Origin of the sequence: Curtobacterium sp. S6 (assembly GCF_000710345.2) — a bacterium.
GTDB lineage: Bacteria > Actinomycetota > Actinomycetes > Actinomycetales > Micrococcaceae > Rothia.
The window spans coordinates 1,379,450-1,401,780 of sequence record NZ_JHEL01000015.1; the positions used below are offsets into that span (position 1 = coordinate 1,379,450).

Genomic DNA, 22,331 nt, shown 5'->3' on the forward strand with positions numbered 1-22,331 from the left:
GACGGGTCAACACGAATCCCCTCGTGGGGGACGGGTGAAGGGCGACTTCCCGGGTGAGTAGCGACGTCGTGGGCGCCACCGTCAGAGGCTGTCGACCCACTCGTCGGCTTGGGAGAACGCCTCGTCCGAGTGGTGGGGATCCAGTATGGGCCGCTTGCCGTCAGCCCGGGGATACGACCCGAGGAACTTGACCCCCGGAGAAACCCGGTGCAGGCCGCGCAGGGCGTTGCGCATCCGCTGGTTCTCGAGGTGCCCTTCGGCATCGATCGAGAAGAAGTACGAACCGAGCGACTCGCCCGTGGGGCGGGACTCGATGCGCGAGAGGTTGACCCCGCGTGCGGCGAATTGTTCGAGCAAATCCATGAGCGCGCCCGCGCGGTCCTGAGGCAAGGGGATGACCACGGTCGTCTTGTCGGCGCCGGTCGGCTCGGGCGTGGGCAGTCCCTCGCGGGCCGAGGTGACCAGCACGAATCGGGTGATCGCGTTGGCGTTGTCGCCGATGTCCGTCGCGAGAAGATTCAGTTCGGGATGCTGCTCGGCCACGATCGGCGAGCACACGGCGGCGTCGTAGCCCGGATCGCCGTCCAGGAAGGCCACGGCCGCGGCCGCGGTCGAGCTCGCGGGCACGTACTCGGCGTCCGGGAGGGTCTCTTCCATCCACCCGCGGACCTGGGCCCAGGCGTGCGAATGCGTCGAGACCACGCTGACCTCGTCCAACCGCACCCCGGGTGCTCCAATGAGGATAAAACGGATCGGCACGAGGACCTCTCCGATGATCCGGAGGTCGTCGCCGGAGGCGATCGAGTCGAGGGTCGCGGTCACGCCGCCCTCGACCGAGTTTTCGATCGGCACCATCGCGGCGTCGACCTCACCCCTGCGGACCTTCGCCAAGGCCGAGGGGACCGACTGCGCGGGGATTCGCTCCGCGTAAGCGGCATCCGAGACGGACAAGAGGGCGGCCTCGGAGAAGGTGCCCTCCGGGCCCAGGTAGGTGTATTTCATGCGTGCGGTCCGGCCTACCGGACCTGCGGGGTCTGGCCGTTTTCGGAGACCATGGGCTTCTCGGCGTCCTGCCACGCGCCCATGCCGCCGACGACGTTGAAGGCGTCGAAGCCGTACTGGTTCAGGTATGCGGTCGCCCGCAGGGAGCGTCCGCCGGAACGACAGATCACGTAGACGTCTTCGTCGAGGGGAACCTCGCCGTAGCGCGCGGGAAGCTGATCCAGCGGGAGGTGCTGGGCACCCTCGATATGTCCCTCCTCCCACTCGTAGTCCTCGCGCACGTCGAGAATCTTGGCGTTCTCGGGGATGTCCTCGACCTTCACGTTGGGAACGTTCTCGTCCATGGTGCCTCCTGTGTGTCTCAGCGGCCGGACCGCCATCGTTACTGATTCTTCTCCTAAACCTACCGCGCGGGCCGGAGACCGGCGAGGCCGCGGGAAAACGTCCCAGCATCCGAATCGGCGCTCCCATTTTCTCCAAATCCGAAGGAATGGGCCGTGTCATCTTGCTACAGTCCGCTCAGAGGTGTTACCTGTTCAACAAGACACTAGGACCGCACTTCAAGAAAAGGACACACTGTGGAGACCACACCATGGATGGGACGCGACGAGGGTCCCGGAGCAGTTCATACGCGTTGGCACCATATGGTCTATGCCGGACAAGTCCAGCAGGATCATGAGCAAAAGGGGCTCGCCATCTTCGGGTTCGCCTCGCACGAGGGCACGATCCGCAATCAGGGTCGCCCCGGCGCGGCCAAAGGCCCCCGAAGCGCGCGCCACGCGCTCGCCCAGTTGGCCTTCCACGGCGGCCAGATCGTGCACGACCACGGCGACGTGACCGTCCAGGATCACAAGATGGAAGAGGCCCAGGCCGAGGCCGGGAAGCGTCTGGCCGAGATCATCCCCAATCATCGGATGACCATCCTGCTCGGCGGTGGCCACGAGACGACGTACGCGGGGTATCTCGGCCTCGCCAAATCGGGCGCGCTGGACTCCGTCAAGACCTGGGGAGTCGTGTCCCTCGACGCTCACTTTGCCGTGCGCAACACCCCGCAGCCCAGCGGGGTCACGAGCCTCCGCCAGGTCATCGCCGACGAGAAGAAGACCGGACGGGACTTCCGGTACAGCGTGATCGGCATCAACGAGGCCGACAATGTCCGCGCCCAATTTGAGCACGCCAAGGACCTGAACGTCTCTTATCTCAAGGACGCCGAGTGCTCCGAGACCAAGTCCGCGAACGTCGCCGCCTTCGTGGCGGAGCAGATCGCCGATCTTGACCTGGTGTATCTCAGCGTGGACCTCGACGCCCTGCCGGGATATCAGGCCCCCGGCGTGAGCGTCCCCGCGAGCCTCGGGGTGCCCCTGATCGTGGCGGAAGAAGTCGTCACCCAGGTCGCCCAGAGCGGCAAGGTGCTCATGATGGACGTCGTCGGCCTCAACCCGGACTACGACCTCGACGACCGCACCGCCCGAGCCGCGGCGCGCCTGATCGATCGCGCGACCCGGGAAGCGTTCAAACGCCCGTCGCCGGACTCCGGAAGCCAGGAAGAGCTGGACGTCCTCGCCCAGCGCGAAAAGGCGCTGCACTCCCGGGGCCTCTAGCCCTGGCCCGCCGGCCCCTCCGCCCCGGTACCGTTCGCGGTGCCGGGGCGGGCTCGTCCGTGGTCGCTTCACCGCGCATCGACCCAGGAACTCGTAGGAAACGCACGGCCCTCGCTATGGCCGTCCCCCGGGTTTTTCGAGTTAGGTTAAGAAGCATGGATAGCCGCGCAGGAACTCCCGCCCAAGCAGAAGACCTCGTCGATCTCGATGCCCTGGTCGACGCGTATTATTCCGTGACCCCGGATCCGGAGAACCCGGACCAGCGGGTCGTCTTCGGAACCTCCGGTCACCGAGGGAGCTCGTTCAAGGGCTCCTTCAACGAGGCCCACATCGCCGCGATCACCCAGGCCATCGTCGAATACCGTTCGGCCGCAGGCTACACGGGGCCGATCTACATGGGACGAGACACCCACGCGCTGTCCGGCCCGGCCCAGGACACCGCGCTCGAGGTTCTCGCCGGGAACAACGTCGCGGTCCTGGTGGATTCCAATAAGGGCTACGTGCCCACCCCGGCCCTCTCGCACGCGATCCTGAAGCACAACGCGGATCCCGCCGCGGCTCGGGCCGACGGCATCGTCATCACCCCCAGCCACAATCCCCCGTCCGATGGCGGCTTCAAGTACAACCCGCCGCACGGCGGCCCGGCGGATTCGGACGCCACCTCGTGGATCGCCGATCGCGCCAACGCCCTGCTCACCGATCGCCTGCGCGGGGTGCGCCGCGTCGAGCTGGCCAAGGCCAAGACCGCCGAGACCACCGGGCGATTCGACTACATGGGTTCGTACGTCTCCGAGTTGCCGGAGATCATCGATCTCGAGGCGATCCGCAATTCGGGCCTCCGCATCGGGGCCGACCCGATGGGCTCCGCCTCGGTCGAATACTGGATCACGATCGCCGAGAAATTCGGGCTGAACATGACCGTGGTCAACCCCAAGGTCGACCCCCAGTGGGGCTTCATGACCCTGGACTGGGACGAGAAGATCCGCATGGACTGCTCCTCCCCCAACGCCATGGCCTCGCTCATCTCGGCGCGGACCGGTTACGACATCGCGACCGGCAACGACGCCGACTCGGACCGGCACGGCATCGTCACCCCCGACGCCGGGCTGATGAATCCCAATCACTTCCTGGCCGTGGCCATCGACTATCTGTACCGCAACCGCTCCGGGTGGAATCCCAAGACCGGCATCGGCAAGACGCTGGTCTCGTCCTCGATCATCGACAAGGTTGCGGGCTCTCTGGGGCGCAGGCTCGTCGAGGTTCCCGTGGGGTTCAAGTACTTTGTCTCGGGCCTCATGGACGGCTCCCTCGGCTTCGGCGGCGAGGAGTCGGCCGGCGCCTCGTTCCTGCGCACGAACGGTTCCGTGTGGACCACCGATAAGGACGGCATCATCCTGGCCCTGCTCGCCTCCGAGATCACGGCGGTCACCGGCAAGACCCCCTCGCAGCGCTACGCGGAACTGACCCAGGAGTTCGGGGCCCCCAGCTACGCGCGCATCGACGCCCCGGCCGACCGCGAGCAGAAGGCCAAGCTCAAGAAGCTCGCCGCCTCCGACGTCACCGCGACCGAGTTGGCGGGAGACCCCATCACCGCGACGCTCACCGAGGCCCCCGGCAACGGTGAACCCATCGGCGGGCTCAAGGTGGTCACCGATAACGCGTGGTTCGCGGCCCGACCCTCGGGCACCGAGGACGTCTACAAGATCTACGCCGAATCCTTCCACGGCGAGGACCACCTCGCTCAGGTTCAGCAGGAGGCCAAGACCCTCGTGGACGGCGTGCTCGGCTGACCCCGCGCGGCTCGGTCGCCCCGTCAGATCACGACGTCGCGGCGCGGCGCGAGGCCCGCACGCGGGCCAGGTTGTCCGCCAGCAGGTAGGCCCGGTGATGGCTCCTCGGCGGCGCGGTCGGCACCACGTGCCCGGCGTCGATCATCCGGCGCAGTAGCCGGTTGGTGGCCGACTGCGACAGGCACAGCGCGTCCTGGACCCGCTGGCTCGTCACGGGACCGCGCCAGCGGCTCATGAATTCGATGAGTTCATGTTCGTGGGAAGAGTCCCGCCACGAGACCGCGGCTTCCTCGGGCGCACGAGGCCCGGTGGTCCGGGCGTCTGACCCCCGGGCACCGCCTCGACGGGCGGCGGAGGCAACCGTGCCGACCTGGACGGGCTCACCGGCGGCAACCAACGCCCCGCTCGGCGTCGGCATCATCGCGGGCGCAACCGGAACGGCCGCGGAATCGCCGGGGTCCTCGCGATCCCCCCGGCGAGCGCCCCACGTGGCTCCGACCGGCGCGTGGCGGAGAATGACCGTCACGGACGTCGGCGTGACCCGAAATTCCGGGGCGGCCTTGCCAGCCTTCTCCATCGCGTAGGCCATGCGAGCGATTCCGGAGCCCCGGTTCTCGCACACCGAGGACCCCGTCCGCGGCATCTCGACCTCCTCCAACAGCTTGGCCAGCGCCGCGTTGCGGGAGGACGAGGTAAAGACCCGGCCGAGCTCTTCGACGCGCACGCCCCCGTAGAGCCCACCGGGATTGCGGATCTCCAGGCGGTCCGTATACATCTCCATCTGCACCTGAATGCCGCGCGCATAAGAGCTGTAGTCGCGGTGCATCAACGCGTTGGTAATAGCCTCGCGGACGGCGACGTCGGGATAGTCGTAGACATCGGTCCTTCCCTCGCCGGTGATGATCGCCGCGCGGTTGGAATTGCGCCGGACGGCGTCGACCGAGGCGGTGATCAGCGACGGGATCGGCCCGTTGAAGGACTGATTATCCGTGAACGCGACGCCGCCCGCGTCCACTTCCCCGAGCGAGGTGCCCGGAACCGCCACGAAGGTCACGTTGAGTTGCGGAAAGAATTCCTGGGGGTAGACCCCCAGGGCGAGCAGGCCGGCCAGGGTGGGCCGGGCCCGGCGCGTGGATTCCGTGGTGACGTTGAGCCTCTTGAGCGCGATCCGGGTATCCACTCCGGCAAAGGCCGACGGGGTCCGGACCCGTGCTTTTTCGAGGAGGTTCTCCACGGCCTGGGAGTTCAGCGTCTCCTGGTTGCCGTTCTCGACGGGCTCCCGGTCATACCCGGGCTGAACCCGGTTATCCCTCAGCTGCGACACCTCGTATTCGGAGAGTTTGTGGTCGCCCTCCCCGATGCGGATGTAGGAGCCTCCGTAAGCACCCTTGCTGCCGACGAAACACGGTTTGTCGAAGTACGGCATTTCCTCGACGTCGGCCCGCACCACGCGGCTACCCTCGAATTCCTCGACCGATAACTCCACGGCCGGGTGCGGGGTCAATTTGGCGCGGACCGCGTTCGATACGGCGTCGTGCACGCGCTGAGCATCGAAGCCTTTGACGGGGCGGAAGGTTTTGTCGGTCAGGCCGAAGAGGATCGTCCCGCCCGAACCGTTGGCGAACGCGCTCATCGTCTCCAGCGCCGACTTGGGGAAGCCGTGCAACCCAGACTTCACCTCGACCTCGGTGGACTCCGATCCCGCGGCCCTCAGTTCCTTGATGAGCTGTTTGGTGCCCTTCATAGTCATGATGCTAGTCACATAGTCCTTCATCGTCACGCAAATTTCTGATGACTATGAGGCAACAATTGAGGCGGCATGCCGGGGCGGAAAAGCCGTGCGGGCGTCGGCGCACCCCCTCGCGGGCGGCGGCCGATTATGCGTCGTGTCACAAATTACGGCTAGAGTTGCCACCGGTCATAATTCTCATCTATTAACGAACGGTGCAATCCGATGTCCAGTCACATCGCTGAAGGCACGGAGGCAGACCCTCGTAACCCGAGTGGCAAGACCTTCTTCGGCCATCCGCGCATGCTCGCCAATCTCTTTTCCGTCGAGATGTGGGAGCGCTTCTCCTTCTACGGGATGCAAGGCATCCTGGTGTACTACCTGTACTATTCCGCCGCGGACGGCGGCCTCGGCTTCGACCAGGCAGCCGCGACCGGAATCATCGGTGCCTACGGTGGCATGGTCTATCTCATGGCCATCGTCGGCGGTTACCTCGGCGACCGCATTTTCGGGCCGGAAAAGACCCTTTTCTATTCGGCGATCGCCATCATGTTCGGGCATATCGCCCTCTCGGCGATTCACAACTTCGCCGGCGTGATCATCGGCCTGGTCCTCATCGCCGTCGGATCCGGTTGCCTCAAGACCAACGCGTCCGTCCTGGTGGCGTCGCTGTATGACACCAAGGACATGCGCCGCGAGGCCGGCTTCACGGTCTTCTACATGGGCGTCAACATCGGCGCCCTCGTCGGCCCCCTGCTGACCAACTTCGGTTGGGGCGCCCTCGGATTCCACTTCGGATTCCTGCTCGCCGCGATCGGCATGGCCTTCGGCCTCGTTCAGTACATGTTGACCCGCAAGAACCTTCCGGCGTCCGTGCACTACGTCAATAACCCGGCCTCGGCGCGCCAGAAGTCGATGTTCGTCGGCGGCCTCGTGGTCGTCGTCGCCATCGTGCTGATCCTGAGCGCGGTCGGGCTCATCACCCCGTCCAACATCTCCAACTGGGTCATCGGTGTCACACTCATCGGCGCGATCGCCCTGGGGTTCATCCTGGTCAGCAGCAAGAAGACGAGCAGCGACGAGCACTCGCGCGTCCTCGCATTCATCCCGCTGTGGATCGGTAACGCCGTGTTCTGGGCCCTGTACCAGCAGCAGTTCACCGTGATGGCCGTCTACTCGGACTCGCGTCTCGATTGGCACCTGTTCGGCTTCGATTTCAAGCCGGGTCTGTTCCAATCGATCAACCCCGTGTTCATCATCCTGCTGGGCACGGTCTTCGCGACCATGTGGACCAAGCTGGGCAATCGCCAGCCCTCGACCGTTTCCAAGTTCGCACTGGGCATGATCGGCGTCGGCATCGCCTTCCTGATCTTCCTGCTCCCCGCGGGGCATCACATCGTGAGCCTCTGGTGGCTCGTGCTGATCCTCTTCGTCTGCACGATCTCCGAGCTGACGCTCTCGCCCACGGGGACCTCGGCCACGAGCCGCTTCGCCCCGGAGGCCCACAAGTCGCAGATGATGGCTTGGTATTGGACCTCCGTGGCCATGGGAACGGCGCTGTCCGGCTTCCTGGCCAAGTACTACTCGGAGCCGGCCGAAGTCCCGTACTTCATGACGATGGGCCTGATCAGCATCATCGCCGGTGTCATCTTGTGGTTGTTCCGCAAGCCGATCCTCACGATGATGCGCGGCCTGCGCTAAAACCACACCGCAAGGTTGCGAGAGCAGCTTTCCGGAGAGCGAACGGGCGGGATCCCCTCACGGGGTCCCGCCCGTTCGGCGTATCCGGCGCCTGTCGTGCCCTGGACGGTACTCACGAGTTCGCCACCGCCCCGACGCAACGTTGAGTTATGTGTCGCGGGGGTTGGAAACCCTTCCCGCCGGTCCTAGGTTGATCATCAGGAAGAGCCGGAACCGCGCGGTAACCCACGCGACGGTTCCCCAACGAAAGGATTTCCATGTCACTGTTTCTCCTCGAAGTCGCCCCGAAGCAGCCCTCCAAGGAAGCCGCTTCCCAGATCATCGAGCAGATCTCCGGCGCGCTCGGCGACCAGGGATCCGGCGCAGAGTTCATCGAATCCCAGGTCACCGCGGACCACGCGCAGGTCTTCGTGATCGTCGAGGCGGATTCCCCCGAGGCCGTGTCCTCCGCCGTCGAGCCGGCCGTGGCCGAGCAGGCCTCCGTGACCGGGCCCGACCCCGTGCGCTTGGTCGGCGCGGAGCTTGAGGACATCAAGAAGCTCAAGAAGAACGCCGACTACCTGGTCGAGTGGGACATCCCCGCCGAGATCTCGATGGACCAGTACCTGGCCCGTAAGAAGGCCAACGCCCCCAAGTACGCCGAGGTCCCCGAGGTCTCCTTCCTCCGGACCTACGTGCGCGAGGACACCGTCAAGTGCCTGTGCTTCTACGACGCCCCGGACGAGGACGCGGTCACCCGCGCCCGCCAGGCCGTGTCGACCCCGATCGATCGCCTGCACAAGCTGGACGCGTAGTCCGGTGCGGCGGGCCACGATCCGTCGCTCTCCACGCCTCGGCTCACCCTGAGCCCGAACGGGCGTCGCGCCGAATGCCTGGCCGTCGAACGGCCGCGGCCTTCGCGCGGCGCCCGTTTCCGCTCGGTGAGTGGCTCCGACGCCGTTGTCCCCTCCCCCGCACAGCACGCCCTCACCGATCCCTCCGAACCACCCCGAGGAGCCCCATGACCGCCACGCATCCCGTCCAACCGTCGAGCCGATTCGACGACGCCGAGGCCGCGACCGGTGTTCCGGCGCTGGCCGACTACCCCGAGAGGGACCTCGTGGTGCGGCTCGCGGCGGAGTCCGCGGCCCGCGTCGACGAGGATGATGCCTCACCCTTCGAGACCCTGCGCCGGTTGGGAGAACTCGGCCTGCTGACCCGCGGTCGCGAGGGCTCGCTGCTCCCGCAGGCCGCCGTGATCTACGATCTGGCCACCGAGTGCATGTCCACCGCATTCTCCCTGTGGGCGCATCGCTCCACGATCGCGTTCTTCGACGCCGTCGGCCGTCCCCTCCCGGAGGGCCTGGCCGACGGCTCGGTCACCGGCAGCACCGCGATGGCCGCGGCCTTCAAGGACGCGGCTGGCGTCGGCGAGATCGCCGTGACCGCCGAGCCGACGGACGACGGCTACCTTCTCAACGGCGTGATCCCCTGGGCCTCGAACCTCTACGCGGAAGGCATCGCGGTGCTCCCGGTGATCACCACAGCGGGCCATAAACTGATCGTCACGGTTCCCACGGACGCCTCGGGACTCGACGTCAAGCCGATGAAAAATCTGCTCGCCCTGGACGCCACGGCCTCCGGATTCACCAAGGTCACCGACGTCCACGTGCCCGCGACGGACGTCCTCTCCGACGACGTCCCCGGCTTCCTGGCCTCCGTGAGTGCGCCTTTCCTCCTGATGCAGGCCTCGTTCTGCCTCGGGCTGAGCGCCGCGGCCCTCACCAGTGCTCGGCCGTATCGGCGATCCAGCAACGGGGTATTCACGGAGGACTTCGACGACCGCGAGCGCGAGTTCGAGCGGCTGTCCGCCGAGCTGACCCGCCTCGCCGCAGACCCCGCCGCGGCCGGGCGTCGCGATGTTTTGCAGGTGCGCCTGGATACCGCGCACCTGGCTCAGGCAGCCGCTCACCTCGAGCTGACGGTTGTGGGAGGTCGCGGATACGTCGCGGACTCCCCCACGGCCCGCCGCTTCCGCGAGGCGAGCTTCCTTCCCGTGCAGTCCCCCACGGAGGGCCACCTCCGCAGCGAACTCCGGAACGCGTAGGGGCCATGGCACAGCTGACGGTCGAACGAGCGCGCAAAACCTACCCCGGAACCACCTCGCCCGCCCTGGACGACGTGGACCTGACCGTGGAACCGGGAGAGTCCTACGTGATCCTGGGACCCTCCGGATCGGGAAAGTCCACCCTGCTGCGGTCCATCGCCGGTCTGGAAGACCTCGACTCGGGCGATGTCCTCCTGGACGGCGTGCCCCTGTCACGGTCGCCCGAGCGGCTGGCCATGGTGTTCCAGGATCCCGCCCTCTACCCGTGGCTGAGCGTTTCCGAGAACATCGCGATCGCCGGCCGATTCGCCAAGAACCGGGAACGGCTCAACGACGAGACGGTCGATGGCCTGCTCGGAACCCTGGGGTTGCGACACCTGAAGGATGCTTATCCGGATTCGCTCTCGGGCGGCCAAGCCCAGCGGGTCTCGGTCGGACGGGCTTTGGCCCTGGGCCCGGATGTCCTCCTACTGGACGAGCCCCTCTCCGCGCTGGACCCCGCCACGCGCGAGGACCTCCAGAAGTGGTTGCGCGATCTCATGGAACGGCTCGAGCTGACCGCCGTCACCGTGACCCACGACGTTGACGAGGCCACGGCCTTGGCCGATCGCGTCGGCTTCTTCGACGGTCCGCGCGGATTTTCCCGGGAATGGGCCGTCGACCGCTACTCCACCCCGACCGAGACGGACGAGCTGTCGACCACGATTCGCGGCTACTATCGCCAGGCCCGCGGGGACTACTCGATATGACTCCCGCAACCGCGCCGGGCCCACGGCACGAAACGCCCGGGGCCTCCCCGAAGGGGCCGAGCCGTCGCACCGCGTTGGGTGTCGGTGGTGGGCTCGCGGTGGCCGCCACCGGAACGTGGGCCGCGGGCGTCGGTTTGGGATCCACGGATTCCTCCTCCCCGAGGCTTCGCATCGGTTACCTGCCCATCACGGACGCCGCCCCGCTGCTCATCGGGCACGCCCGCGGCCTCTTCGAGAAGCACGGTGCGCGGGTCGAGAAGCCGACCCTGTTCCGCTCGTGGTCGTCCCTGTCGGAAGCCTTCGTGGTCGGCGAGGTCGACGCGATCCACATGTTGATGCCCATGGCCCTGCACATGAAGTACGGCCTGGGCGCCGACGCCCGCATCACCGCCTGGAACCACGTCAACGGCTCGGCCCTGACCGTGAAGCCCGAGATCGACGCGGTCTCAGATCTCGCCGGAACCACGGTGGCGATACCCGCCTGGTGGTCGGTTCACAACGTGGTGTTGCAGAAGTTGCTGAGAAAGGAGGGGCTCACGCCGGTCATCCGGAAGACGCCCTCGCCCGGCTCCCGCGAGGTGCAGCTCGTGGTCATGGCCCCGTCCGACATGATTCCCGCGCTCTCGAACGGGGTGATCAGCGGGTTCGTGGTCGCGGATCCCTTCAACGCCGGTGCCTTCGTGCAGAAGGTCGGCAAGACCCTGCGGTACCTGGGCGACGTCTGGAAGGACCACGCCTGCTGCGTGACGGTGATGCGCGGGTCTCTGGTCGACCGTGAGCCGGAACGCGCGCAGGCGTTCATGGACGGCCTGGTCGAAGCCCAGTCGTGGACCCGGGAGCATCGTGCCGAATCCGCGACCATCCTGAGCCAGAATTTTTTGCCGCAGCCGCTTCCCGCGATCCGTCGGGCACTCACGGACCACGCCGCGGACTTTCCCGGATCCGTGCACCATCCCACGTGGGGCGGCCAACTCATCGATTTCGCCCCGTACCCCTACGCGAGCTTCACCGCCGAGCTCCTGACCGCGATGCGGGACACCGTGGTCGACGCCCCGGACGACTTCCTCTCCGGGCTCGACCCGCAACGGGCACAGAGGGAGCTGATCGACACTCGGCTCGTGACCCGGGCCATCGAGAAGTCCGGGGGCATGTCCGCCTTTGGAGCCTCGTCCACCCACAGAACCGAGGAGATCGCCCCGTGAGCACACCCCGAGACACGCAGGCCGACGCGCCCTCGACCGACGCAACGCCGCGGCCCAGCGCTGCCGCATCCGCCCCCGGATCGCGGCGCGCGAAGGGCCCGCGTGGTTCCGGAACGAATCCGTGGCTTCTCGGCCTCGTCGGCGTCCTCGTCGCCATCGTCTTCTGGTGGATCTTCACCCACGCCGCGGGATCGCAGAACCGCCTCTTGGCCGCGCTCGAGCCCGAGCGCATGCCCGGCGCCTTCGCGTCCCTGTTCGGGCGGGGCGTGATCCTCGCCGACATCGGGGTCTCGCTGCTGCGCCTGGTCCTGGGCCTGGGCATCGGGATCGTGGTCGGCATCCCCCTGGGGATCGCGGTGGGCTCGTGGCCGAGGTTCGCGGGCGCGTCTTCCCCGGTGATCCAGTTCTTGAGGATGGTCTCCCCGCTCTCGTGGGCCCCGATCGCGGTGGCCCTGTTCGGCGTCGGGCACGCGCCGGTGGTTTTCCTCGTCGCGATCGCGGCGGTGTGGCCGGTGGTCATCAACACCTCTGCGGGGGTGCGAGCGGTCGAACCCCGGCATCTCGAGGTCGCCAGGGTCCTCGGCGCCACCCGCTTCGAGGTGCTCCGCCACGTGATTCTGCCCAGCACCCGCTCGCACATCCTGACCGGCGTTCGCACGGCCCTCGGCATCGCCTGGGTCATCATCGTTCCGGCCGAGATGTTGGGGGTCACCTCCGGCCTGGGCTACGAGATCCTCAACGCGAGGGACCGGCTCGCCTACGACGAGATGCTCGCCGTGATTCTCGTCATCGGGATCCTAGGTATCGCGCTCGATGCCACCGCTCAGCGCCTCCTGAGCGAACGACGACGCCGAGCCCCCGCCGCGCGGCAAGGGTAGACTTGCCGAGGCCTGCGCGGAGGACCACCGATCGCGGGCCGGAGTTTCGACCGCCATCACCTTCCAGGAGTCCGTGTGAGCTCTGCACCTCAGCCCCCGTCATCCGGAACATCCCGCGCCTCAGGGTTCGGATGGTCCCTGCACGGGGATGGCAAGTCCGTCGCCCCAGGCTCCGTGGTGGCCCCGAACGAGCGGCTCTCGTGGGGACGCACCGTCAGCATTGGGGCACAACACGTGGTCGCCATGTTTGGCTCGACCTTCCTGGTTCCGCTCATCACGGGCTTCCCACCGGCGACGACGCTGCTCTTCTCCGGAATCGGCACCATCTTGTTCCTGCTCCTGACGGCGGGACGGGTGCCTTCCTATCTCGGCTCGTCCTTTGCGTTCATCGCCCCGATCGGCGCGGCCATGAATCAGTACGGACCGGGAGGCGCGCTCGGCGGCATCGTGATGTCAGGCCTCGCTCTGTTCGTGATCGGTCTGATCGTGCAGGTCGCCGGCACCGACTGGTTGCAGAAGCTCATGCCGCCGCTGGTCACGGGCTCCATTGTGGCGCTGATCGGCTTCAACCTCGCGCCGTCGGCCAAGGATAATTTCATGAAGGCGCCCGTCACGGCGCTGGTGACGCTGGGCTCGATCATCTTGATCTCCGTGATCTTCCGCGGGATCCTCGGGCGCCTATCGATTCTGTTGGGTGTCGCGATCGGGTACATCACCGCCGTCATTCGCGGCGAGGTCGACTTCAGCGCGATCGACAAAGCCTGGCAGAGCGAGGGACTCTTTGGACTCCCGGAATTCCACGCGCCCGAATTCCACCTGGCGATGGCCGGTCTCTTCATTCCGGTGGTGCTGGTCCTGGTGGCCGAGAACATCGGGCACGTGAAGTCCGTGGCACTGATGACCGGACATAATCTGGACCGCTACGCCGGCCGGGCGATCATGGCCGACGGCCTGGCGACCACCATCGCCGGGGCCGGCGGCGGCTCGGGAACCACGACCTACGCCGAGAATATCGGCGTCATGGCCGCGACCAAGGTGTATTCGACGGCGGCGTACTGGGTTGCGGCCCTCTTCGCGCTCCTTCTCTCGGTCATGCCGGTCTTTGGCGCCGCGGTGGCCACCGTGCCTGCTGGAGTGCTCGGCGGGGCCGCGACGGTCCTGTACGGCATGATCGGCATGTTGGGCGTCAGGATCTGGGTCCAGAACCGCGTGGACTTCTCGAACCAGGTCAACCTCACGACGGCCGCCGTGGCCCTGATCGTTGGCATCGCCGACTACACCTGGGACATCGCGGGCCTCCAGTTCGCGGGGATCGCCCTCGGCACGGGGGCAACCCTGGTGGTGTATCACCTGATGGCGTTCATCGCCCGTCGACGCCGCTCCGTCGGCACCGACCCCCTGGAGCCCGACGCGACAGAGCACCCGTCACCGATGGGCTGACCACGCACTCTCCCGAAAACCGCAGGGCCCGGTGCTGGCCTCCGGTTAGTTGCCGGTCGGAAGCGTCGGCTGTCCGATGTTGCCGGCCTTCCACGGCGACGTCTTCGCGGCCGCGTCAATCGCGGCCTTCTCCACCGTGCGGCTCGCCGGGGATTGAGCGATCTCGAAATGTGCCGGCGCAGGATTCGTGAAGTGACCGCCCCACACCACAGCCCCGTCGAGTTCGCGCAGGATATCTTCGATGACGCGTAATTCCCGGACGAAGTAGGTGTCCTGCGCCCCCACGGGGTGTTGCTTGGCCCGGATCGAGATGGCCGTGCCCGAGAGATAGTTCGATTCGAATGAATCGGAGATCATCCGGTCGGCGGTATGTGAGACGAGATCACCGGCCTCGAGTTCATGGATCTCGTAATGATACCGGCGCGCCACGTACGTGAGGAGGGCGGCCGGCATCCCCTCCGCTACCCGAATCTCGTGGCTAGAGCCTTCCACGGCAACGCTGGGCGGCGAATCGATGATCGGCCACCCGTTGGTCGAGATCCTTCCCGGCCAGTAGTTTCCGGACCTTTTGGACAGGGACGGCACGGATTGCGCCATGGCGACCGAAGAGAGAAGCAAGGGCACCGACAGGGCCGCAGGCACCACGGACAGCAACGTCCGACGGGACATATTGGGAATCACGAATATCACCTATTTCGTATCTTATGAGGAAATACAGATAAATGGGATCCGGAAGATCCTTATCAAAACTTTCTGCGCACGAGGTACCCCTGAGCGAGATAAAAGAGAGCACCCAAAAGCCCCGCGGCTATAATCAAAATAAGGCATGCGTAAATAACATTAAAAGGCATCGCAACTATGTTGTCCCGCGCGTTACAGTGTACGGAGATTGGAAATACAGAGCCATCCATTTCCTTGCTAGGGAAATTGCGGTCATATCGCACCCGGGCAAACAGACATCTATACGCAATATTCGACGTGTAGTGCCTTTTAACCATGAAGTAGTAGAATGCTGTTATGAGAGTCATAACGGTTGAGCAGCTCGCCAACAAGATGGCTTTTCGCCACGGAGACAACTCTTTAACAACGCTCCAGCTACACCAATCGGTTCGTGCACAATATTCTTTTAGGGATCGAATTATGTATATAGGTGTCCACAAAGCTCCTGCAAATGATAGAAGAGCAAGGATTGCAAGAGTTATGTTCACGCTCGGCGGGACGAGATCCTCCTCAGCATTGCAATGCACAGATATTGGGAACATTTGATGGTCCACTTCATAGCGGGGAAATTGCCGATCATAGTGCATGCCGGCGAAGCGACAACCATCCTTTGGGTCGAAGTTGTAACCAATTACAGCACCTATGTACCCGTAATAGGTAATAAAAATCAACGATGCGGTCAAAAAGACCAGAAGGATGCCCTTCTTCCACTTCGGCAGTCTTCTCATCTGATTGACTCCAACCTGCTGACTAAGGTATCGGAAAATCCTTGCTCACATTCACGGCAGGCTACGACCGCGCCGACAATGCCCAGAAATGCATTCACACCTCTAACGCCTTCCTGATTTTCCCGCCGCCGAATGTACCGTTAGCCAGCCCATCGACATCTGCCACGAAGGTAACCCACGCCGTGGTTTCGGATTCCTCAAATGTACCTTCAGAATATTCATGAGTTGGTGAGCAACGAGTGGGTATTCAATCTCCCCGTAGGGGATAAGTGCTGGTCTTAGAAGCCTCGAACAGGCACCTACCACCGCAGAATTAGAGATCACTTGGACCTCCACCTTCCACTTTCCGAGTCCCTCGACGCACGAACTCCATAAACAATAGTCCATAGGCTCGAAAACGCAGTAAGACCAATAAGAATTGAGTATATTATATTAACTTTTTTAGAGACGATGTCGTCCCTTGCGTTACAGTGCATAGAGATGGGAAACAGACGACTGTCCACCTCCGACCTGGGAAAGTTTATGTCGAAGGGAACTTGTGCTGCGCCGCAGCTATCGACAGGGTCGAAGCTATAGTGAAATCCGGCTCCCCACCAGAATATAGCTGTAATGATAAACAGAAATGTCGTAAAGAATACTAATAATACACCCTTGATCATTTTGGGAATTTCATCTGCAATCATCCATCCAACCTTTCCAAAAGGACGTCGCAAAACCCCTGCTCAAACTCGTCCAACTTTTTGGGCGGTAAAATCGATGGCTGAATAGTCGCTCCGGTGAGTAAAGTACGCGCGGCGATGACAGCAGGACTCAGACTCCCCACCATGAGATCATGGACAGTCTTTTTAGCCATTGTTGCGCTCTGGAATCTAGACTCGAAAAATCGCCGAATACGTGGGGATCCGCTCACCCGGCGGTATTCCGTCTGAAAAACGTCCGCAGGTATACGATTTCTCCGCAGTTCCTGCGCCAAATTGTAGCCGTCGGCATCAGCCAATAAATCTGAGTACCCAAAGGTTGTCACCTTACCCGGAACAGCCAGGTTATCTCTACAGTATTGATACCCAGACGAATACAATTCCTCACTTGTTCGCCAGTCGTTGTAAAAGGTGAATAGATCCCCGCCCCAACCTGCAATGTCTCCGACATCGGTCATCCAAATCCTTGTTTTCGGGTTCTTGTAATGACCTTCCAAAGTAGCCATGAGATGTTGCGTGTCGAGGGTATATCCAGTCTCGGGATCCACGGCGCCTCCCACCAAAGTGGCGCCATGTGAATTTGCATAGTTAATGAAACCTTTGTGGATCCCTCCGATCAAAGCAGCCCAACGAGCGTTATCATATTTACCCTGCCGGTAATAATTGCAAACTAGTACGGTTGGATCCACCTGGCCATAGTCTTCCGCAAGATCGTAGAGAGTCTCGATGCTTTCTAGGAAGTCATCTATCCCATGGAATGGAGCATGGATGCTTGTTTGCCCCGGGTCTCCACCCTCGAGGCGCCACACATCGTTGTCGAGGTCGAAGGTCTCTTCTCCTAGATAGACGCGGAATTCCTTAATCTGATTAACAGACCAATTCTTAGGCAATGAGAAACCCAGGTTTCCTGAGAACCCCCAGGACATGCCTGCGACGAACGAGAACCGAGCGAAGGTCTTTTCCGTGACGTTGGTGCATACGTTCCGAGAGCCGTAGACACCGTGGAGATATTTCTTGCCCTTCGAAGCGAGCCCCGCACCGACCCCGTGGAAGTAGGGGATCACCGCATCATCGATATCCTGCTGGGTAAAGTCGGCGTCCACGGCGAAGTAGATGACCGTCCCCGGATTGAAACCAAACCCGGAAGCCAATGAGTGCGCGAGAAGCCCGTGCCGGAAACCGGACCCGTACGTGAAGTCCTCACGGCGTCGTCCGTTGTCCTGGAATATGGGAAAGACTCTCAGCCCATGCCTGAAGATTCGCTCCAATTCCCCGGGCTTGATGTTTTTGTCCAGGTCCTCTTCCCCGGGGCCCGGAGCCGGGTTATAGAGGTACCGACCCACAATCTCGTAGCCGTGGCTCTTCAGCCACTCGGCTCGAGCCTCGGTAATTTCGAAGCGGGTGTCACAACCCGCCGTGGGACGGTCGGGGTCACCCATGGATACCAGCAACTGAGCCCAGGTCGCGAAGTCTGCCCGTCCGGTGACCGGCAACTGGCTGAACTTCTGGAAAGCTCCGACGAAATACGCCAAGGCAGGATCAAAGTGTTCACGGCGATTGGACCGCACCACGCCGCCGGACTCCGGAACAGGTTCGTTGAACACGCAGGCAGCCGAGAAAAGCTCCACAAAGATTCCCGAGGAGCCCACTGACAATTCATGCTGCTTCAAGAGGGAACGCGTAGCGGGCCCAAAATTCCCGTTGGGTTCGCCAATCCCCAGTTCGTACTGCAGGGCGATCATCAACAACTTTTGGACATCCCGAGAGTAGATTCCATCGGCAGGGCCAATGCTGAATTCGGGTTTGCCGTAGTACCTCCCGTTGAGCCACTGCTGGATACCGCGGATCTTCTCCGTGCCGCCGGCGACCACCACGTAGGCATCCATATTCAAAAATGCACCGGAACAGTTCGGCGTCCACGGTGCCTGTAGCTGGGATCCCCATGTTCGTTTGCAGCTGTTTCACGGCAGCAGTCGTGGTGACGTTGAATTCACCGAAGCGGTAAGCGCCCCAATAGCCCTTGCAGAATAAACCGTGTTGAAGGATGCGAACGATGTTCTTGTTTTTGCTCCATCCCCGGCCGATCGGCCCCAATGCGGAAACCCTGGCGGTGGTTCCGGGGCCGTAGTTCGCAACCAGCCCCCTGATACCCAGCTCGTGCTGGAGCCCCATGATGAGCGAGTACATGGTGGCCCAGCCGGTGGCCCCATCCTCGGGGCAGGGTTGATACCCCGGAACTGTCCCATATGTTCTGTTGACCCATTGCTGGGCCTCCTTGACCTTCTGATCCATCGAGTCAGCCGTCCTGATGCTTAATGACTGAAAGTGGACCGGCCGAACGCTCTCAGGAGGGACCATGCCAGAGCAACCCCGACCGGATACAAGGCCATATCCATCCACGAAAAGGTCGATCCGAGCAGCAGATGCGCCGGCGGAAACGCGGCCTGAATCCTGGCGGGATACGGCGTTGATTGGAAGGATTCTACCGCCATACTGAGCAGTATGGCGAGGATCCACGTCCATGGGCTCCAGAGTGGGGTCCGGCGCAGGAGAAGGCCGAGGCATACGGTCAGGACCGCGGCCCAGCAGATCGTTCCGGCCGCGTCGAGAAGATCCAAGTCAGCGAGCGGAGGCAGCGGCAAACGACGTCTCAAGCCGAATGCCGCGCCACCAACCACGAGAAAGCACAGTCCGATCCAGAGATGACTCGCGACCGAGGCACGGCGAGGTAGAGGAGGTTTTGAGCGTTTGTTCATGGTGTTGTTATTACACCGTCGCCCGCCGGAACCGCACCTACCCCTGAGCTATCCCCCGGTCCCGAAGCACAGAGACGGCCACGTCCGCTCGGTTGGTGACGATCCCGTCAACACCGAGGTCCACGAGCCGTGACATATCCCGCGGATCATCGACGGTCCACACGTCCACGCGGAGGCCGCATCGATGGGCCGCGTCGAGGAACCGACGGCTCACGACCCGCACCGTCACCGGTCCGACCCGATGCGCCTCCGGCACCTGCATGGCCCCGAATTCCGCGATCCAAGGGCGGATCGTCCGTGCGATCACGGGCCAGACGAGCGAACATAACCGAGCGGGAATACACAGGCTCAAGGCCTTGAAGACCGCGATCCCGCCGTATCCAGCGCTGGAGGAGACGCCCCGTGGGAGCTTGCTCAACGCACGTCGACGCCTCGATTCGGAGAACGAGGTCACGAGAACCCGGTCGGCCGCGCCCGCGGCCAGAATCTCGCGCGGCAAGGCGGCGACCGATCCTTCGTCCTTCACATCGATGTTGAAGCGGGCATCCGGAAACTCACGCAGGGCCGCCCCGACCGTCGGGATCCGCTCGCCGTGGCGCAGGCGCACCGCGTCGACATCGGCGGAATCCATCTGCCCGACGACGCCGGCCACGCCGGCCACCCGCGACAGATCCGGGTCGTGCAGTGTCAGCACCTCGCCGTCGGCGGTAGTGTTCACGTCGGTTTCGATCCAGGTGGCCCCGGCCTCGCGGGCCGCCCGAAAGGCGGCCAGGGTGTTCTCGTCCCCGTCGCGAGCAAGGCCTCGGTGGGCCAAAATCCTGACCGGACGCGCGGGCCCACCGCCGGAGGTCACACCCGGTTCAGTCACCAGCGAGCACCCTTTCGATGACCTGCGCGACGCCGTCGTCGTCGAAGCCGGGACACGTGCGCCCGACCTCTTCGATCACGCCCGGCCACCCGGAAGCCATCGCGTATCCGTGCCCGGCCCATTGCAACATCGACGTGTCATTAGGCATGTCCCCGAAGGCCAGGACCTCGTCGGCGGTGATCCCTTCGGCCTCGCACCATCGAGCCAGGGTTCTCCCCTTGGACAACCCGGGTTGACCAACTTCCGCGAGGGGCAGGTCGGCCACCGCGTGGGTCACGGACACGGACTCATCCCCGACGTGACGAACCAGCTCAAAGAGCTCCCGCGGAACCATCGAGTCGTCACGGACCAGGAACTTAATGATCTGGGCATCCGCGGGCAACGACCGGTGCAGGGGTCCGACGGTCCTGCGGTGGGCGTCCTTGAGATTGGTATCCGGCCAGCCCTCTTCCGAGTACGCACCGGCGAGCGTCTCGACCGAATACGAGGCGTGCGGAAGCATCTCACCCAGACGCGCCCGAAGGTCCAGGATGACCCCGGGGTCAACGGTTTCGGCATGGACGACCTCGTCCCGCGCGACGTCGAAAATGACCGCCCCGTTAGAACATATGGCCACAGAGTCATATTCGAGTTGCTCGCGGACGGGTTCGATCCACCGGTGCGGACGACCGGTCACGTATACGATCTCCAAACCGGCGGATCGAGCCGCCCGAAGCGCCTCGAGCGTTCGATCGCGGAACCTGAAATCGGGACCGAGAACGGTTCCGTCCAGGTCCGTGGCGATCAGTTTGATCACTCGTCGACCTCGTAGGTCCCCGTGAGGAAGGCGCGGCCGATCCCGTGGAAGAACAGGTTGAAGTTGACCACGGCCGGGGTGGCGCTCTCGTCGAGGTCCAGTTGCTCGGTGTCCACCGCGGTCACGCAGAAGATGTAGCGGTGCGCGCCATGCCCGGGAGGCGGCGCCGCACCCGTGAACTCGCGGTTTCCGCCGTCGTTGAGGTGTTTGATCGCACCCTGGATCTCCTCCGAGGCCCACCCGGTGGACAGCTCGGTGACCGAGGCCGGAATATTCGACACGCACAGGTGCCAGAATCCCGAGGGCGTCGGCGCATCGGGGTCGTAGCAGGTCACGACGTAGCTCTTGGTGCCTTCGGGAGCGCCGGACCAGGACAGCTGCGGGGCAACATCCTGACCACCGTCGATGCCCATGGCACCGGATGCCTGCTCGATCGCCAGCGGCTGCCCTTCGGTCACGTCCGTTGAGGTCAGCGTGAATTCGGGCAGGTCGGGAAGGTCGGCATAGGGTTCACGATTCAGCATGTGGTTTCTCCTCGTGTTGTTGTTCAAAGGTCTCCAGGTCCTCGCGGGTGGGCATGTCAGCGCCGTTCCGCGAGACGGTGATGGCCGCCGCGGCCGCCGCGCTCCGCAACACCTCGCGTAGCTCTTCCTCGTGCAGGCCCCGAAGCCGGCCGCCGGCGTCGGCGCCGCTCATGCCCCGGGACACCAGACCCGAGAGCAGGGCCGCCATCAGTGCGTCCCCCGCACCCACGGTATCGGCCACCGTCACCGCTGGCGGCGCGACGCGCACACCGGCCGAGCCGGTCGCCTGGGTCAGTCCCCACGGGCCCAGCTGACCGCGGGTCACGACCACAAGGCTCGCCCCGAGGTCCAGCCACGCCCGAGCGGATTCCTCGACGGTTCGGTGCGGATAGAGCCACAGCAGGTCCTCATCGGAGGCCTTGACCACGTCGGTGAGGGCCACGACGGACTCGGCCCAGGTCCGCGCGTCGCAGGCATCGGGAATGATCGTCGGTCGGCAATTGGGATCGTACGAGATCAGCGCGTGGTCGGCGGCCTGCCGGACGGCGTCGAGGACGGTCGACGCGCCGGGTTCGAGCATGGCCCCGATCGAGCCAACGTGCAGGAGGTCAGTCTCGGCCACCAGCTCCGGTAGCTGCTCCTTCGCGGCGTCGAGATTCCAGTCGAGGCGGAAGCGATAGGTCGGGGCACCGTCGGCGTCGAGGACGGACTCGGCGACCGAGGTGGGCGAGTCGTCCGGACCCACGGGCAGCTCGACCCCGGAGTCCCGGAGGTGCTCGTCGATCACGCTGCCGTGCTCGTCGTTGCCGTAGCGCCCGATGAACCGCGTGGGGTGCCCCAGGCGGGACAATCCCACGGCAACGTTGAGGGGGCTGCCTCCCGGATGCGTCCGCGGAGTCGCGCCATCTTTTGTCACGATGTCTACTAGGGCCTCGCCCATGACGGTCAACATATCGCCAGTCTATCGACCCGAGCGCCGGAGGAAACCAGCGACGTCGCCCCGGGCGTCGTCCACCCCCTCGAGAGAATGTGTCGAGCGCCACGTTGCTTTACGGCTCGGATT

The 22,331-nt window shown here is 64.2% G+C and carries 19 protein-coding genes and 1 pseudogene; 9 read left to right on the top strand and 11 right to left on the bottom strand.

All coding sequences use genetic code 11. The features are described from left to right. Positions 1–81 precede the first annotated feature (81 nt). Together pheA and CURSPS6_RS08535 are read right to left on the bottom strand one after the other, a co-directional pair. Positions 82–1,002, bottom strand: coding sequence for a prephenate dehydratase (gene pheA / locus CURSPS6_RS08530; protein ID WP_030015546.1), 921 nt, complete (start codon positions 1,000–1,002; stop codon positions 82–84). A gap of 14 nt (positions 1,003–1,016) precedes the next feature. Further along, entirely contained in the window at positions 1,017–1,346 is a 330-nt protein-coding gene (locus CURSPS6_RS08535) for a rhodanese-like domain-containing protein (protein ID WP_030015547.1), read from the bottom strand. A gap of 234 nt (positions 1,347–1,580) precedes the next feature. Here CURSPS6_RS08535 and hutG point away from each other — a divergent pair, with 234 nt between their 5' ends. Together hutG and pgm are read left to right on the top strand one after the other, a co-directional pair. Further along, on the top strand, positions 1,581–2,603 hold the full coding sequence (hutG, locus tag CURSPS6_RS08540) for a formimidoylglutamase (RefSeq protein ID WP_152978092.1): 1,023 nt from the start codon (positions 1,581–1,583) through the stop codon (positions 2,601–2,603). A 155-nt stretch (positions 2,604–2,758) separates the two neighbouring features. Further along, the gene (gene pgm, locus CURSPS6_RS08545) at positions 2,759–4,393 is read left to right on the top strand and encodes a phosphoglucomutase (alpha-D-glucose-1,6-bisphosphate-dependent) (RefSeq protein ID WP_030015551.1); all 1,635 of its coding nucleotides are present in this window, start codon (positions 2,759–2,761) and stop codon (positions 4,391–4,393) included. Between the two features lie 28 nt (positions 4,394–4,421). On the opposite strand, the gene CURSPS6_RS08550 is transcribed toward pgm, so the two are convergent. After that, on the bottom strand, positions 4,422–6,155 hold the full coding sequence (locus CURSPS6_RS08550) for an ATP-binding protein (RefSeq protein WP_160319781.1): 1,734 nt from the start codon (positions 6,153–6,155) through the stop codon (positions 4,422–4,424). 192 nt (positions 6,156–6,347) lie between these two features. Between CURSPS6_RS08550 and CURSPS6_RS08555 the strand changes: the two genes are divergently transcribed. The 7 genes from CURSPS6_RS08555 to CURSPS6_RS08585 all read left to right on the top strand — a co-directional run bounded on the left by CURSPS6_RS08555 (position 6,348) and on the right by CURSPS6_RS08585 (position 14,178). Further along, positions 6,348–7,823: a peptide MFS transporter gene (locus CURSPS6_RS08555; RefSeq protein ID WP_030015554.1), complete on the top strand. Its 1,476-nt coding sequence runs from the start codon at positions 6,348–6,350 to the stop codon at positions 7,821–7,823. A 257-nt stretch (positions 7,824–8,080) separates the two neighbouring features. Next, entirely contained in the window at positions 8,081–8,617 is a 537-nt protein-coding gene (locus tag CURSPS6_RS08560) for a DUF4242 domain-containing protein (RefSeq protein ID WP_030015555.1), read from the top strand. A 206-nt stretch (positions 8,618–8,823) separates the two neighbouring features. Further along, positions 8,824–9,909: an acyl-CoA dehydrogenase family protein gene (locus CURSPS6_RS08565; RefSeq protein WP_235503705.1), complete on the top strand. Its 1,086-nt coding sequence runs from the start codon at positions 8,824–8,826 to the stop codon at positions 9,907–9,909. A 5-nt stretch (positions 9,910–9,914) separates the two neighbouring features. Further along, the gene (locus tag CURSPS6_RS08570) at positions 9,915–10,658 is read left to right on the top strand and encodes an ABC transporter ATP-binding protein (RefSeq protein WP_035810344.1); all 744 of its coding nucleotides are present in this window, start codon (positions 9,915–9,917) and stop codon (positions 10,656–10,658) included. Beyond that, positions 10,655–11,860: an ABC transporter substrate-binding protein gene (locus tag CURSPS6_RS08575; protein WP_082470257.1), complete on the top strand. Its 1,206-nt coding sequence runs from the start codon at positions 10,655–10,657 to the stop codon at positions 11,858–11,860. The genes CURSPS6_RS08570 and CURSPS6_RS08575 overlap by 4 nt, the downstream gene beginning before the upstream one ends. Then, complete coding sequence (locus CURSPS6_RS08580) at positions 11,857–12,738, top strand: ABC transporter permease (protein WP_235503706.1); 882 nt, start codon at positions 11,857–11,859, stop codon at positions 12,736–12,738. Before CURSPS6_RS08575 ends, CURSPS6_RS08580 begins: the two co-directional genes overlap by 4 nt. 75 nt (positions 12,739–12,813) lie before the next feature. Next, entirely contained in the window at positions 12,814–14,178 is a 1,365-nt protein-coding gene (locus CURSPS6_RS08585; protein WP_035810347.1) for a uracil-xanthine permease family protein, read from the top strand. A 45-nt stretch (positions 14,179–14,223) separates the two neighbouring features. Here CURSPS6_RS08585 and CURSPS6_RS08590 read toward each other — a convergent pair whose 3' ends face one another. From CURSPS6_RS08590 to CURSPS6_RS08620, 8 genes and pseudogenes are all read right to left on the bottom strand, one after another. Then, positions 14,224–14,859 carry a hypothetical protein gene (locus CURSPS6_RS08590; RefSeq protein WP_152978093.1) on the bottom strand — a complete coding sequence of 212 codons (636 nt, stop codon included), beginning with the start codon at positions 14,857–14,859 and terminating at the stop codon, positions 14,224–14,226. Positions 14,860–16,305: 1,446 nt separating this feature from the next. Then, positions 16,306–18,210: a glycoside hydrolase domain-containing protein gene (locus CURSPS6_RS08595; protein WP_235503707.1), complete on the bottom strand. Its 1,905-nt coding sequence runs from the start codon at positions 18,208–18,210 to the stop codon at positions 16,306–16,308. Positions 18,211–18,235: 25 nt separating this feature from the next. Further along, positions 18,236–18,682: pseudogene (locus tag CURSPS6_RS12955) on the bottom strand (peptidoglycan-binding domain-containing protein); the annotation flags it as partial. After that, positions 18,637–19,080, bottom strand: a complete 444-nt coding sequence (locus tag CURSPS6_RS12960; protein ID WP_082470259.1) for a DUF2809 domain-containing protein — start codon at positions 19,078–19,080, stop codon at positions 18,637–18,639. The gene CURSPS6_RS12960 and the pseudogene CURSPS6_RS12955, both read right to left, overlap by 46 nt. A gap of 37 nt (positions 19,081–19,117) precedes the next feature. Then, complete coding sequence (locus tag CURSPS6_RS08605) at positions 19,118–19,948, bottom strand: glycerophosphodiester phosphodiesterase family protein (protein WP_235503708.1); 831 nt, start codon at positions 19,946–19,948, stop codon at positions 19,118–19,120. Next, positions 19,941–20,744, bottom strand: coding sequence for an HAD family hydrolase (locus tag CURSPS6_RS08610; protein ID WP_030015565.1), 804 nt, complete (start codon positions 20,742–20,744; stop codon positions 19,941–19,943). Before CURSPS6_RS08610 ends, CURSPS6_RS08605 begins: the two co-directional genes overlap by 8 nt. Beyond that, the gene (locus CURSPS6_RS08615; protein ID WP_030015566.1) at positions 20,741–21,268 is read right to left on the bottom strand and encodes a YbhB/YbcL family Raf kinase inhibitor-like protein; all 528 of its coding nucleotides are present in this window, start codon (positions 21,266–21,268) and stop codon (positions 20,741–20,743) included. Before CURSPS6_RS08615 ends, CURSPS6_RS08610 begins: the two co-directional genes overlap by 4 nt. After that, positions 21,255–22,220, bottom strand: a complete 966-nt coding sequence (locus CURSPS6_RS08620; RefSeq protein WP_030015567.1) for a carbohydrate kinase family protein — start codon at positions 22,218–22,220, stop codon at positions 21,255–21,257. The genes CURSPS6_RS08615 and CURSPS6_RS08620 overlap by 14 nt, the downstream gene beginning before the upstream one ends. Between the last annotated feature and the right edge of the window lie 111 nt (positions 22,221–22,331).

Bases quoted from the DNA above. Each gene is read 5' to 3' on its own strand.
- CURSPS6_RS08575 (WP_082470257.1), top strand. From the start codon at position 10,655: ATGACTCCCGCAACCGCGCCGGGCCCACGGCACGAAACGCCCGGGGCC.
- CURSPS6_RS08565 (WP_235503705.1), top strand. From the start codon at position 8,824: ATGACCGCCACGCATCCCGTCCAACCGTCGAGCCGATTCGACGACGCC.
- CURSPS6_RS08570 (WP_035810344.1), top strand. From the start codon at position 9,915: ATGGCACAGCTGACGGTCGAACGAGCGCGCAAAACCTACCCCGGAACC.
- CURSPS6_RS08560 (WP_030015555.1), top strand. From the start codon at position 8,081: ATGTCACTGTTTCTCCTCGAAGTCGCCCCGAAGCAGCCCTCCAAGGAA.
- CURSPS6_RS08615 (WP_030015566.1), bottom strand. From the start codon at position 21,268: ATGCTGAATCGTGAACCCTATGCCGACCTTCCCGACCTGCCCGAATTC.
- CURSPS6_RS08555 (WP_030015554.1), top strand. From the start codon at position 6,348: ATGTCCAGTCACATCGCTGAAGGCACGGAGGCAGACCCTCGTAACCCG.
- CURSPS6_RS08535 (WP_030015547.1), bottom strand. From the start codon at position 1,346: ATGGACGAGAACGTTCCCAACGTGAAGGTCGAGGACATCCCCGAGAAC.
- pgm (WP_030015551.1), top strand. From the start codon at position 2,759: ATGGATAGCCGCGCAGGAACTCCCGCCCAAGCAGAAGACCTCGTCGAT.
- CURSPS6_RS12960 (WP_082470259.1), bottom strand. From the start codon at position 19,080: ATGAACAAACGCTCAAAACCTCCTCTACCTCGCCGTGCCTCGGTCGCG.
- pheA (WP_030015546.1), bottom strand. From the start codon at position 1,002: ATGAAATACACCTACCTGGGCCCGGAGGGCACCTTCTCCGAGGCCGCC.
- CURSPS6_RS08595 (WP_235503707.1), bottom strand. From the start codon at position 18,210: ATGGATGCCTACGTGGTGGTCGCCGGCGGCACGGAGAAGATCCGCGGT.
- CURSPS6_RS08620 (WP_030015567.1), bottom strand. From the start codon at position 22,220: ATGTTGACCGTCATGGGCGAGGCCCTAGTAGACATCGTGACAAAAGAT.